The sequence below is a fragment of the Bradyrhizobium sp. SZCCHNS3052 genome, assembly GCF_032484495.1.
GTDB lineage: Bacteria > Pseudomonadota > Alphaproteobacteria > Rhizobiales > Xanthobacteraceae > Bradyrhizobium.
Genome location: NZ_JAUETB010000007.1, coordinates 140,481 through 153,318, shown reverse-complemented (window position 1 = coordinate 153,318; position 12,838 = coordinate 140,481). Strand labels below are relative to the sequence as shown.

Here is a 12,838-nt window from a genome sequence, read left to right as displayed (position 1 = left end):
GATTGCTTCGCTTCGCTCGCAATGACGGAGAGACCGAGATTACTTCGCGTAATCCCAATCGGGCCGGATCGCACCCTCGACGCCCTCGAACGCGCCCTCGATCAGTTCGTTCACCAGCAGCCGGTTGTAATCCACCGGTCCCGGCATGATCGCCCTGCCCTTCGGCACCGGCTTGAAGCCGACGCGCGCGTAGTAGGCCACGTCACCCACCAGCAGTATCAAGCGGTGGCCCTGCGCCCGCGCGTCCACGACCGAGCGCTCCATCAGCATGCGGCCGATGCCGTGCTTGCGGAACGGCGGCTCGACCGTCAGCGGCCCGAGCATCAGCGCCTTGGTGTCGCCGACGCAGATCGGCAGTTGCCGCACCGAGCCGACCAGCAAAGTGCCGATATGGGCGGTGAACGACAGCGCGAGCAGATGATCGACATGCTCGCGTAAGCGATAGGCGCTCAGCACGAAGCGGCCGGGGCCGAAGGTGCGCTCATGCAGCCGCTCGATCGCCTGCGCGTCGCCCGGCTTTTCGGCGGAGATCGTAATGGACAGGTCACTCATGTGGGGTGGCGAGATAGCATTCCGGAGCGGCGCGGTCCATGGCGGGCCGTCCACGTGTTGACAGCATTCGCCCGCCCCCGGGGTCACCAATGCTGGTTTTTTGAGCATTCGCGCGGCGTGACCGAAGATTGTGCTAAGATGTCAAGTTTCCGGAGCCGCCCTCGCTTAACCTGCCCCAGCTCATGAGCGTTGTGGTCGCCATCGCGGCCGCTTGGACCGCTCTGACGCAGCACGAGCGGCAGGTCGAAGATGACGGGTGCGTTCCGGTCGCGCCATCGCGGCGAAACTCATGTGTTCGATGATCTCAAGACGCTGCTGGCCTGCGCCTCGCCGCGCCGGTCCGGCGATGAGCTGGCTGGCATAGCAGCCGACAGCGCCGCGCGGCGGGTGGCGGCGCGGATGGCGCTCGCCGACGTGCCGCTGCGGCGTTTCCTCGACGAGCCGCTGATTCCCTACGAGAGCGACGAGGTCACGCGCCTCATCCTCGACAGCCACGATGCCGCCGCATTCGCGCCCGTCGCGTCGCTGACCGTCGGAGAATTGCGCGAATGGCTGATGTCCTGGGAGGCGGATGCCAACCGGCTGGCCGCCCTCGCGCCGGGCCTGACGCCGGAGATGGTGGCCGCGGTCTCCAAGCTCTGCGGCAATGGCGATCTCGTCGCCGTCGCCGCCAAATGCCGGGTCGTGACCCGCTTCCGCTCCACCATCGGCCTGGAGGGCCGGCTGTCGTCGCGGCTGCAGCCGAATGATCCGACCGACGACCCCCAGGCGATCGCCGCAGGCACGCTCGATGGTCTGCTGTTCGGCATGGGCGATGCGGTGATCGGCGTCAATCCCGCGACCGACAATGTCGAGGCCTGCATCCGCCTGCTCACGATGCTCGATGATCTCAGGCTCAAATTCGAGGTGCCGACGCAGTCCTGCGTGCTGAGCCACGTCACGACCTCGATCCAGGCGATCGAGAAAGGCGCGCCGCTCGATCTCGTCTTCCAGTCGATCGCCGGCACCGAGGCTGCCAATGCCGGCTTCGGCGTGACCCTGGCGCTGCTGGCCGAGGCGCAGGACGCAGCCTCGTCGCTGAAGCGCGGCACGGTCGGCAACAACGTCATGTATTTCGAGACCGGCCAAGGCGCGGCGCTGTCGGCCGACGCCCATCACGGCCTCGATCAGCAGACCGTCGAGGCCCGCGCCTATGCCGTCGCGCGCGTCTTCTCGCCGCTGCTGGTCAACACCGTCGTCGGCTTCATCGGTCCCGAATATCTCTACGACGCGAAGGAGATCATTCGCGCCGGGCTGGAGGATCATTTCTGCGCCAAGCTGCTCGGCGTGCCCATGGGCTGCGATGTCTGCTACACCAACCACGCCGAGGCCGATCAGGACGATACGGACGATCTGGCGCTGCTGCTCGCGGCGGCCAACGTCAACTTCCTGATCGCCGTGCCGGGCGCCGACGACATCATGCTCAACTATCAGAGCCTGTCGCATCACGACGTGATGCGGCTGCGGCATCTGCTCGGCCGCCGCCCGGCGCCGGAGTTCGAGGCCTGGCTGGCGCGGATGGGCCTGCTCGACCAAAGCGGCCGCGTGCCGCCATTGCCGGGCAGCGCGCCTTCCGTAGTCCGGCTGATCGGCCAGGGAGCGCGGGCATGAGGGAAGATCCGTTCGACCTGCTGCGCGGGATGACGCGCGCCCGCGTCGCACTCGGCCGCGCCGGCGACGGGCTTCCGACGGCCGCGAAGCTGGAATTCCAGATGGCGCATGCGCTCGCGCGCGATGCCGTATGGGGCAAGGTCAATTTCGACGGCATCGCCGACGCGCTCGCGCCGCGGGAGGTGATCGAGGTCGCGAGTGCAGCACCGGACCGCGCCAGCTATCTGCGCCGGCCCGACCTCGGGCGCCGCCTCGCCGCGGAGGAAGCCGCCAGGCTGACATCCGGTCCGTACGATCTCGTCTTCATCATTGCCGACGGGCTGTCGGCGGATGCCGTCGAAAACCATGCCGCCGCTGTCGTGATCGCCACCGAGGCGCGTCTGACGGGCCTGTCCATCGGCCCGATCGTGCTGGCTTCGCAGGCGCGTGTGGCGCTGGGTGACGATGTCGGCGCCACGATGCGCGCACGGCTGGTCGCGGTCCTGATCGGCGAGCGTCCGGGTCTGTCGGCCGCGGACTCCCTTGGAGTGTATCTGACGCTGCACCCGGCGCCGGGCCTGCGCGACAGCGCCCGCAACTGCATTTCCAACATTCACGACCACGGGCTCTCGGCCGAGCGCGCCGCCGACAAGCTGGCCTGGCTGGTGCGCGAGGCGCTGCGGATCGGCGTCACCGGCATCGGCCTCAAGGAGGCGGCGCCGGATGCCGCGATCGAGACGACCACATCGTCATCCCAAATCACCCATCACAAGCAGACAGGAGCGACTGGACATGAGTGACGAGGCCAAACCGACCCTTTCGAAGAGCCTGACCGGACTCCATCTGTGGGGCATCGCGGTCGGGCTGGTGATCTCCGGCGAATATTTCGGCTGGAGCTATGGCTGGGACAAGGCCGGCACGCTCGGCTTCCTCGTCACCACGATCTTCATCGCGGTGATGTATACGACCTTCATCTTCTCCTTCACCGAGCTCACCACCGCGATCCCGCATGCCGGAGGTCCTTTCGCCTATTCCTACCGTGCCTTCGGCCCGCTCGGCGGCTTCGTCGCCGGCTTCGCGACGCTGATCGAGTTCGTGTTCGCTCCGCCTGCCATCGCGCTCGCCATCGGCGCCTATCTCAACGTCCAGTTTCCGGCGCTGTCGCCCAAGACCGCCGCGCTCGGCGCCTATCTGGTGTTCATGGCCCTCAACATCGCCGGCGTATCGATCGCCGCGACGTTCGAGCTGTTCGTGACGGTCCTGGCGATTGCCGAACTCCTGGTGTTCATGGGCGTCGTGTCGCCCGGTTTCTCCTTCGCCAACTTCGCCGCCAACGGCTGGGCCGGTGAGAATTCGTTCTCGCTGACGAGCATCGGCGGCATCGTCGCGGCGATCCCGTTCGCAATCTGGTTCTTCCTGGCGATCGAAGGTGCGGCCATGGCCGCGGAGGAGACCAAGAATCCGACCAAGACGATTCCGCTCGCCTACATCGCCGGGATTCTGACGCTCGTCGTGCTCGCCTTCGGCACCATGATCATGGCCGGCGGCGTCGGCGACTGGTCGAAGCTCGCCAACATCAACGATCCGCTGCCGCAGGCGATGAAGATCGTGGTCGGCGAAAACTCCGGCTGGCTGCACATGCTGGTGTGGATCGGCCTGTTCGGACTGATCGCCTCGTTCCACGGCATCATCATGGGCTACTCGCGGCAGATCTTCGCGCTGTCGCGCGCCGGCTTCCTGCCGGCCAAGCTCGCCGCGCTGCACCCGACCTGCCGCACGCCGCATTGGGCGATCTTGGCCGGCGGCGTGATCGGGATCGCCGCGATCTACTCCGACGAGCTCATCCAGTTCGCCGGGCAGACGCTGACGGCGAACATCGTCACCATGAGCGTGTTCGGCGCGCTCGTGATGTACATCATGAGCATGGCCGCGCTGTTCCGCCTGCGCGCCACCGAGCCCGATCTCATCAGGCCGTTCAAGGCGCCGCTCTATCCCGTGCTTCCGGCCGTGGCGCTGGTGTGTGCGACGCTCTCGCTGCTCACGATGATTTGGTTCAACCTGCAGGTGTTCGCGGCCTTCGTGGTGCTGTTCGCCGCCGGTCTGCTGCTCTATCGTCTGACGGCCGGCAAGCGCGGCAACGCGGCGAGTGACAACCTGCTCGACATCGCCTTGACCGAGGCCCGCGCCATGGCCGACTGATCCGCGAGGACTCGCGAGATCCAAGATCAAGGCAAGCCCTCCGCGTCCCTGCGCGGGGGGCTCTATCGATAGCCCGCTTCGGCAGGCACGTGACTTGCATAACTACGAGGTGTCAACCGACGGCGTACGTCCTCAAAGGCGAGGATTTCATGGCACAGCCTCCCGCAGCCGAACACCAGCATCCGCGCGACCGCAGCCGGAACATTCTGGCCGCTGCTGCGACCGGTGTCGCCGATTTCATCGCCCTGACGGGAGGCCGCCCCGAGGCGGTGTTCGAACGGGTGGGCATCGATGCCGAATGCCTCGGCCAGACCCGCCGCGCGCTCGACCTCGCCGACTACGTCGCGATGATGGAAGATGCCGCGCAGGAGACCGGCAACGACAATTTCGGACTGTGGTTCGGCCAGCGCTACCAGCCGCAGATGCTCGGCCTGATCGGCGAGATCGCACTCGCGGCGCCGACGTTGGGCTCTGCGATCGAGCATCTTGCGCTGTGGTTTCCCTGGCATCAGCAGGCGACCGAAACCCGTCTCACGCGCCATGACGGTTTGCTCCGGCTGGAATATCGCATTCTCGACGGCTCGATCGTCGATCGCCGGCAGGACGCCGAATTGACCATGGGCATGTTCGCGAACGTCTTCCGCGCCTGCCTGCCATCGGGCTGGGCGCCCGACATGGTGCTGTTCGAACATGCCCGGCCGGCCGCCTGGCGCGATCATGAGGCAGCCTTCGATGCCGACGTCGGCTGGTCACAAGGCACCAATGCGCTGGTGTTTCGCGACCGCGGCCTGGACCGCGCGATGCCCCAGGCCAATCTGTCGCGCCTGCAGCGGCTGACGACAGATCTTGCCGGTGTCGCCGGCTCCTGCGGCACGCCCGCGTTCCTCGATTTGGTCCGTGGCGAGATCCGGCGGCGGTTGTCGGCCGGCGCGCTTCATCTCGAGGAGGTCGCCGAGGCGCTGTCGACCACGTCGTGGACGTTGCAGCGCCGGCTTGCCGAGTTCGGCGCCACCTTCTCCGACCTCGTCGAGGTGACGCGGCTCGACCTCGCCCGCCACTATCTGCGCCAAGCGCATCTGCCGCTCGGGGACGTCGCCTTCCTGCTCGGCTACTCCGAAGCCTCAGCCTTCTCCCGCGCGTTCTCGCGCTGGAGCGGCTGCAGCCCGCGGCAGTGGCGACAACGGTCATTGCAGGCGACGGCTCGCAGCTAGCGACTCGCCGCCGGCATCAATCAGCCGGCATCGTCTTCTCGACCAGCCGCACCCAATAGGAGGCGCCGTGGCCGAGAATGTTGTCGTTGAAGCGATAGGCCGGGTGGTGGCAGTCCTTGCCGTCGCCCATGCCGAGGAAGACGAAGGCGCCGGGACGGGCCTGCAGCATGAAGGCGAAATCCTCGGCCCCCATCAGCGGCGGCGCATTGTCGACCACCCGCTCCGCGCCGACAACGTCGCGGGCGACGTCAGCGGCGACGCCGGTCTCGCGCGCATGGTTCATCGTGATCGGGTAGAGCCGCGTGTATTTCGTCGTCGCCTCACCGCCATAGGTGCGGGCGATGCCGTCGGCGACCTCGGCAATGCGGCGCTCCACCAGGTCCTGCACCTCGGGATCGAGCGTGCGCACGGTGCCCTTCAATTCGACGGTCTCCGGAATGACGTTCATCGCCTTGCCGGCCTCGACGACGCAGATCGAGATGACCGCCGACTTGATCGGATCGACGTTGCGCGACACGATCGACTGCAGCGCCGTGATGATGTGCGCGGCGATCAGCACGCTGTCGACCGCCTTGTGAACGCCGGCGCCGGCATGACCGCCCTTGCCGCGGACGGTGATCTCGAGCTGGTCCGATGACGCCAGCATCGGACCCGGCCGCAGCGCGAACACGCCTTCGGGCACGCCCGGCGCATTGTGCAGACCGTAGATCTCCTGGATGCCCCAGCGGGTCATCAATCCATCGTCCACCATCGCCTTGCCGCCGGCGCCGCCCTCCTCGGCGGGCTGGAAGATCACGATCGCGGTGCCGTCGAAATTGCGCGTGTCGGCGAGATGCTTGGCGGCACCCAGCAGCATCGCGGTATGGCCGTCATGGCCGCAGGCATGCATCAGGCCCGGCGTCTTCGACGCATAGGGCACGCCCGAGGCTTCCTCGATCGGCAGCGCGTCCATGTCGGCGCGCAGGCCGATGGTGCGACCTGAACTGGTCCGACGGCCGCGGATGACACCGACCACGCCGGTGCGCCCGATGCCCGTCACCACCTCGTCACAACCGAATTCGCGCAAGCGCTCGGCGACGATGCCGGCGGTGCGGTGCACCTCGTACATCAACTCCGGATGTTCATGGAAATCATGGCGCCAGGCGGCCATGTCGTCGGCGAGCGCGGCGATGCTGTTGAGGATGGGCATGGAGGCGGTGTTCTCGTTCAGGACGTTGACGCCCGAACCATGACCGGAACGGCGGACGGACACAAGCTTCCGCCTGCATCAGCCCTCGATCGGGGCGTGTGACAGGTAGGCCAGCAGCTTCATCTCGCGGCGGCCGCGGGTGACGGTGTCGAGCACCAGGCCCGACGAGGCCGACAGCAGCGCCATGATCATCAGGCCCATCGACAACACGGCGGTCGGCAGCCTCGGCACCAGTCCAGTCTCGATATAGGTGACGAAGATGGGAATCGCGAAGCCGATCGAGACCAGCGCGAGGAAGATGCCGATCGCGCTGAAGAAGCGCAGCGGCTTTTCCGAACGATAGAGCTTCAGGATCGTGCCGAGGATGCGGAAGCCGTCGCGCCAGGTGTTGAGCTTGGAGACGGACCCTTCGGGCCGCGCGTAGTATGGCGTCGCGAGCTCGGCGACCGGCAGCGCCAGCTCCAGCGCATGCACGGTCAGCTCGGTCTCGATCTCGAAGCCGTCGGAGAGCACCGGGAAGGATTTGACGAAACGGCGCGAGAATACGCGGTAGCCGGACAGGATGTCCTTGAAGGCCTGGCCGAACACCTCGGCGAGGAAGCTCGTCAGCATCCAGTTGCCGGTGCGATGGCCCATGCGGTAGGCGGCCTGCTCCTGGTCGACGCGCAGACCCACCACCATGTCGAGCCGCTCGCTCACGAGACGCGCAACCATGCCGGGCGCGCTCGGCGCGTCATAGGTCGCGTCACCATCGACCAGCACGTAGATGTCAGCATCGACATCGGCGAACATGCGCCGGACGACGTGACCCTTGCCCTGCCGCCGCTCAGAGCGCACCTCGGCGCCGGCCGTGCGCGCGACCTCGATGGTGCGGTCCTTGGAATTGTTGTCGTAGACGTAGACGGTGGCCGTCGGCAGCGCCTGCTTGAAATCGCGGACCACGGTGGCGACCGCGGCCTCCTCATTGTAGCAGGGCACCAGCACGGCGATCCGCATCGAAGGTGATATCATCGACCCCTCTCCCACGGGACGGGAGACTGCCCTCATTCGGTGCAGAAATTCATAATGATCCGGCGGCAACGTGCTGTTCCGGCCGCCAGGTGGGAATGATCTTAACGCCGTCTAGCACCTCGCGCAGGCGGGACAGCGTGCCGAGCGTGGTTCCCTCCGGCAGCGCGTCGCGGGCGAAGAAGCCGGTCTCCACGATCTCGAGGTTCGGCTCCGGCGGCCGGTCCTGCGTGAACCTTTTGATAACGAAGACGGCGACGTGGTCGCGCGGCGAGACGTGGCCGTTGAGGAAGATGCCGTGCAGCTCTGGCTCGCCTTCCAGCGCGATCCGGCCCTCCTCGAACAGCTCCCGCGTCAGCGCCTCGATGAACGTCTCGCCGACCTCGACGCCGCCGCCCGGCAGGTGCCAACCCGAGACATAGCCGTGCCGGACCAGGAACACGCGGTTCTCGGCATCCAGCACCACGCCGCGGACGCCGAGCGTCATGCCGCGGGCGAAGCGCCAATAGAGGTGGAAGCCGCGCCGGAGCGCGGGCTCGAGCCGGATCCGCAGCCGGCTCAGATATGTCGTCATCGCTGTCGTCGTCCTGGTTGTTCTTGCGCTCGCTGGCAGGGCTTGTCATGAGAGCCGGGCACCACGAGGGATAGCACGAGATGACATCTGGGCGCGCTTGCATCCGCCATCGGCACCGAGGGGCATAATGGCTGCCTTCACGCTCGCCCATCTGTCCGACCCGCATCTCGCGCCACAGCACAAGCCGCGCCTGTCGGAGCTCGCCGGCAAGCGCGCGCTCGGCTATCTCAACTGGACGCGCAATCGCTACAAGTACCATCGCCGCGACATCCTCGATCTGCTGATCTCCGACCTGCACACGCAGATGCCGGACCAGATCGCCGTCACCGGCGATCTGGTCAATTTCGCGCTGGAATCCGAATTCCCCATCGCCCAGGCCTGGCTGCGGACCGTGGGGCCGCCGGACAGGGTCACCGCGATTCCCGGCAATCACGACGCCTATGTGCGCTCCACGCGGCTGCGCTTCGCCGAGAGCTTTGCCGACTATTTCGGCGGCGATGCCGAGGGACCGGCCACGTTTCCGTCGCTGCGCCGGCGCGGGCCGCTCGCGCTGATCAGCCTGTCCTCTGCCGTGCCTTCGGCGCCGTTCATGGCGACGGGACGGCTCGGCAGCGCACAGCTCGCTGCGCTGGAGCAGATGCTCGAATCGCTGGCGCACGAGCAGCTGTTCCGCGTGCTGCTGGTGCATCATCCGCTGCGCTCGACCCACCGGATGAAGCGGCTGACCGACGCCGGGAAGCTGGTCGGCCTGCTCGCCCGCCACGGCGTCGAGCTGATCCTGCACGGCCACGACCACGTGCATTCGACGATCTGGATCGACGGCCCGGAGCGCAAGATCCCGGTCGTCGGCGTGCCCTCGGCCTCCTCGATCGCACATGGCCACTATCCGGCCGCGGCCTACAACATGTTTGCCATCAGCAGCGACGGCAATCACTGGCGCTGCGACATGACCGTGCGCGCGGTCAACGAGGCGCTGCGCGTGCGCGAGATCCGCGAGGTCCGCCTGCTTTGAGTCGCGGCCAGGCCGTCAGATCTGCTGCAGGCTCGCATAGAATGCGACCCCGAACAGCGACAGCGCGCCGAGCACGAAGCCGAGCACGAACGGCCAGATCCCACCGCGCCGGCGCGGCGCCTCGGCGATCGTCCTCGCCTGAGCCCGCGCGACGCTGAAGGCGCGCTCGCGCTCGACCATGCGGCGGGCGACGTAGTCGGTGACGGCTTTCACGATCGCAGCGATGTCGTGCGACTCGGCGAGCACGATGCGGCCGTTGCGGGTGTCCTGCACAAAGCGGTACTGCCGCTTGTCGCGCCCCATCACGACATGGGCGACGACGTCGATCCACAGCCGCGGCGTCTCACCCTGGCTGATGCCGCGATCGAACAGATCGAGCTGGCTCGGGATCTCCGCGAACAGCGGGTCGAGCGCATCGTTGAGGATCTCCAGCCGCGCCACCTCGGCGTCGCGCAGGTCGACCACCACGCCTGTTCGGTCTGCGGCCTCGATCCGGGCCTGGCGCAGCGCTTCGCGCAGGCGCACGGGGCGGGAGTCTGTGCTGCTATCGGCGGCCTCGGACATCGCTCACGCTTTCACGGTTCGGCCCTGGTTTCGCCAGGTTCCCACCGTGTTAACCTAGCAGTAACCCAGTATTCTGCAATCCCCTTTCATCTTCAATGGGTTATAAGCACGCCGTCGTAACCACAAACGGACGTGGGCGGCCCCCTCCGGAATGACCCGGCTGAGACCGCCCCGTCCTTGGGCTCTTCCTCGAGCTTATTCAAATACCCGGCAATGCATTCCTTATCGGCGGTCAGGCCGCCGGAGCGCGCTGCGGCTCCTCGACGATCGAGAAGCGGACGCCAGCCTTGTGGCGGTTCTCCTCAGACACCTCGCGCCAGCAGTCCTCGGCTTCCTTGCGCGACTTGAACGGACCCTTCACCTGGGCCGAGCCTTCCACCAGCTTGTGGAAATTCATCGAGCCGAACTCGCCGCCGATCACCCAGAAATTGCTGCTCATGAGACTCTCCTTGAACCGTCACAACTTTGACAGTGCATTGCGAATTGCGTGACAGGAGATAAACGCGAATCCGGCTGTTTCGTACAGATCCCTTGTTTTCGAATGGTGATGTCATGTAACATCATCACTTGTCATAAATGTCATTTTGTAATAATTGTCACAGCCCAAGGGCCCGGCTGGCCCCAGGGGATCGAGATGCCCGGCGAATCCGGAAAGAAGCTGTTCGTCGGCCCGCGCTTCAGGCGCATCCGCCAGCAATTGGGGCTGTCGCAGACCCAGCTCGCCGAGGGCCTTGGGATCTCGCCGAGCTATGTCAACCTGATCGAGCGCAACCAGCGCCCGGTCTCTGCCCAGATCCTGCTGCGGCTGGCCGAAACCTACGACCTCGACCTGCGCGACCTCGCCAGCGCCGACGAGGACCGCTTCTTCGCCGAGCTCAACGAGATCTTCTCCGATCCGCTGTTCCGCCAGATCGAGCTGCCCAAGCAGGAGCTGCGCGATCTCGCCGAGCTCTGCCCCGGCGTCACCCACGCGCTGCAGCGGCTGTACGCGGCCTACACCGAGGCGCGCCGCGGCGAGACGCTGGTGGCGGCGCAGATGGCCGACCGCAACGAGGGCGCCCGTTTCGAGGCCAACCCGATCGAGCGGGTGCGCGACCTGATCGAAGCCAACCGCAACTATTTCGCCGAGCTCGAGCAGCAGGCCGAAAGCCTGCGCGACGCGCTCGACGTGCCGGCCGAAGGGCTCTATGCGGCGCTCGCCGCCCGTCTGCGCGAAAAGCATTCGGTGCAGACGCGGGTCATGCCGGTCGACGTCATGCGCGAGACCTTGCGCCGTTACGACCGCCATCGCCGCCAGCTCCTGATCTCCGAACTGGTCGACGGGCCCGGACGCACCTTCCAGCTCGCGGTCCAGCTCGGCATGGCCGAATGCGCAGCCCAGTTCGAGCTCATCATCGGCCGCGCCGGCGCCATCGACGACACCTCGCGCCGGCTCTACCGCATGACGCTCGCGAGCTACTTCGCCGCCGCCGTCATGATGCCCTATGCGCCGTTCCTCACTGCTGCGGAGGCGCTGAGCTACGACATCAACGTGCTGGCGCAGCGCTTCAACACCGGCTTCGAACAGGTCTGCCACCGCCTCACGACCCTGTCGCGCCCGAACGCCCGCGGCATCCCGTTCTTCATGCTGCGCGTCGACAATGCCGGCAACGTCTCCAAGCGCTTCTCGTCGGGCACCTTCCCGTTCTCCAAGTTCGGCGGCACCTGCCCGCTGTGGAACGTGCATTCGACCTTCGACACGCCGGACCGCCTCCTTAAGCAGATCATCGAGCTGCCCGATGGTTCGCGCTATTTCTCGATCGCCCAGATGGTCCGCCGCCCGGTCGCGCCGCATCCGCTGCCGCAGCCACGCTTCGCCATCGGCCTCGGCTGCGAGATCAGGCATGCGTCGCGCCTCGTCTACGCCGCCGGCATGGATCTGGAGAAAACCGAGGGCACTCCGATCGGCGTCAACTGCCGGCTCTGCGAACGCGAAAACTGCGCCCAGCGCGCCGAGCCGCCGATCACGCGGACACTGATTTTGGATGAGACGACGCGGCGGGTGAGCTCGTTCGCGTTCAGCAATGCGCGGGAGCTGTAGAGCCAACGCTCTCCTCCGCGTCATTCCGGGGCGTGCGCGAGCCGCGCCCCGGAATGACACCGAGTTTGTAGCTCCTCTCTCTCCGCCTCATTGCGAGCGAAGCGAAGCAATCCAGAGTCGCGCGCTGAACCCTGGATTGCTTCGGCGCAAGGGCGCCTCGCAATGACGTGGAGAGACATACGATCACCTTCTCGCGGCGCATCGGCGCCCGAGCTTTGCTGTTCGTTTGCCCCCTTGAATACAGAGGGCGCAGGGAAGACCGGGAGCTCGCCGCCCCCATGGCCCCCGTGCGAAAGAAATGCACGGGGCAGGAACCACAGGTTCGGCTGGGACATCCCGGCCTTCCCTGCGCGATGGCTTTACGACTTATTCCGCGCTCTCCCCAGGGACCGGCTGTCTTGCCCCTGTCATCAGCGCCATCGCAGGCGCGAACTTGATCTCAGCACCGGGAGATCAGGACCACACGGCTTGACCGTGCGCATCGAGCTGTTCGTCGGCACGATCGCTCGCGCTGCAGCCCGACACGCCCATCGCATCCCGCACCCAACGCTCGTGACGACCGCGATACGCCCCTCAGATCGAGGCGGGACGAGCGGAGTGAACATCAAATTCTGAAAAATGGAAACAGGAATATTTTTGCCGATGGGACTGGACACGAGTGATCCAGCTGAACTGGCTGACGAAATCAGTCCATCGGCGCACATGGAATTGACAGCTCGACAGGGCATGAGAGGAGAGCGCGCGCCGCAAATCCAACAAATCTGAGCGGCCGATTTGCCCGACGGGCGGGCGGGGATTTTCGCCGTCGCTGCGTCGCAAC

At 66.4% G+C, this 12,838-nt stretch carries 12 protein-coding genes; 6 read left to right on the top strand and 6 right to left on the bottom strand.

Annotation, left to right across the window (positions count from 1 at the left end; genetic code table 11):
* Nucleotides 1-39: 39 nt before the first annotated feature.
* Nucleotides 40-552: an N-acetyltransferase gene (locus QX073_RS22040; RefSeq protein WP_316226353.1), complete on the bottom strand. Its 513-nt coding sequence runs from the start codon at nucleotides 550-552 to the stop codon at nucleotides 40-42.
* 249 nt (nucleotides 553-801) lie between these two features.
* Here QX073_RS22040 and QX073_RS22035 point away from each other — a divergent pair, with 249 nt between their 5' ends.
* The 4 genes from QX073_RS22035 to QX073_RS22020 all read left to right on the top strand — a co-directional run bounded on the left by QX073_RS22035 (nucleotide 802) and on the right by QX073_RS22020 (nucleotide 5,591).
* Entirely contained in the window at nucleotides 802-2,202 is a 1,401-nt protein-coding gene (locus QX073_RS22035) for an ethanolamine ammonia-lyase subunit EutB (protein ID WP_316226352.1), read from the top strand.
* The gene (gene eutC, locus QX073_RS22030; RefSeq protein ID WP_315826993.1) at nucleotides 2,199-2,981 is read left to right on the top strand and encodes an ethanolamine ammonia-lyase subunit EutC; all 783 of its coding nucleotides are present in this window, start codon (nucleotides 2,199-2,201) and stop codon (nucleotides 2,979-2,981) included. Before QX073_RS22035 ends, eutC begins: the two co-directional genes overlap by 4 nt.
* Nucleotides 2,974-4,380: an ethanolamine permease gene (gene eat, locus QX073_RS22025; RefSeq protein WP_315826994.1), complete on the top strand. Its 1,407-nt coding sequence runs from the start codon at nucleotides 2,974-2,976 to the stop codon at nucleotides 4,378-4,380. The genes eutC and eat overlap by 8 nt, the downstream gene beginning before the upstream one ends.
* Nucleotides 4,381-4,529: 149 nt before the next feature.
* Complete coding sequence (locus tag QX073_RS22020) at nucleotides 4,530-5,591, top strand: AraC family transcriptional regulator (RefSeq protein WP_315717308.1); 1,062 nt, start codon at nucleotides 4,530-4,532, stop codon at nucleotides 5,589-5,591.
* A gap of 16 nt (nucleotides 5,592-5,607) precedes the next feature.
* Here QX073_RS22020 and QX073_RS22015 read toward each other — a convergent pair whose 3' ends face one another.
* The 3 genes from QX073_RS22015 to QX073_RS22005 all read right to left on the bottom strand — a co-directional run bounded on the left by QX073_RS22015 (nucleotide 5,608) and on the right by QX073_RS22005 (nucleotide 8,362).
* Entirely contained in the window at nucleotides 5,608-6,780 is a 1,173-nt protein-coding gene (locus QX073_RS22015) for a M20 aminoacylase family protein (protein WP_315826995.1), read from the bottom strand.
* 78 nt (nucleotides 6,781-6,858) lie between these two features.
* On the bottom strand, nucleotides 6,859-7,791 hold the full coding sequence (locus tag QX073_RS22010) for a glycosyltransferase family 2 protein (RefSeq protein ID WP_316226351.1): 933 nt from the start codon (nucleotides 7,789-7,791) through the stop codon (nucleotides 6,859-6,861).
* A gap of 49 nt (nucleotides 7,792-7,840) precedes the next feature.
* On the bottom strand, nucleotides 7,841-8,362 hold the full coding sequence (locus QX073_RS22005) for an NUDIX domain-containing protein (protein ID WP_315717312.1): 522 nt from the start codon (nucleotides 8,360-8,362) through the stop codon (nucleotides 7,841-7,843).
* Nucleotides 8,363-8,489: 127 nt separating this feature from the next.
* On the opposite strand from QX073_RS22005, the gene QX073_RS22000 reads away from it, so the two are divergent.
* Nucleotides 8,490-9,374, top strand: coding sequence for a metallophosphoesterase (locus tag QX073_RS22000; RefSeq protein WP_315826996.1), 885 nt, complete (start codon nucleotides 8,490-8,492; stop codon nucleotides 9,372-9,374).
* Nucleotides 9,375-9,389: 15 nt separating this feature from the next.
* Here the strand turns inward: QX073_RS22000 and QX073_RS21995 are convergent, their stop codons facing one another.
* Nucleotides 9,390-9,938: a hypothetical protein gene (locus tag QX073_RS21995; RefSeq protein ID WP_315717314.1), complete on the bottom strand. Its 549-nt coding sequence runs from the start codon at nucleotides 9,936-9,938 to the stop codon at nucleotides 9,390-9,392.
* Between the two features lie 232 nt (nucleotides 9,939-10,170).
* The gene (locus tag QX073_RS21990; protein WP_315717315.1) at nucleotides 10,171-10,377 is read right to left on the bottom strand and encodes a hypothetical protein; all 207 of its coding nucleotides are present in this window, start codon (nucleotides 10,375-10,377) and stop codon (nucleotides 10,171-10,173) included.
* Nucleotides 10,378-10,572: 195 nt separating this feature from the next.
* On the opposite strand from QX073_RS21990, the gene QX073_RS21985 reads away from it, so the two are divergent.
* Nucleotides 10,573-12,018 carry a short-chain fatty acyl-CoA regulator family protein gene (locus QX073_RS21985; RefSeq protein WP_316226350.1) on the top strand — a complete coding sequence of 482 codons (1,446 nt, stop codon included), beginning with the start codon at nucleotides 10,573-10,575 and terminating at the stop codon, nucleotides 12,016-12,018.
* Nucleotides 12,019-12,838 lie beyond the last annotated feature (820 nt).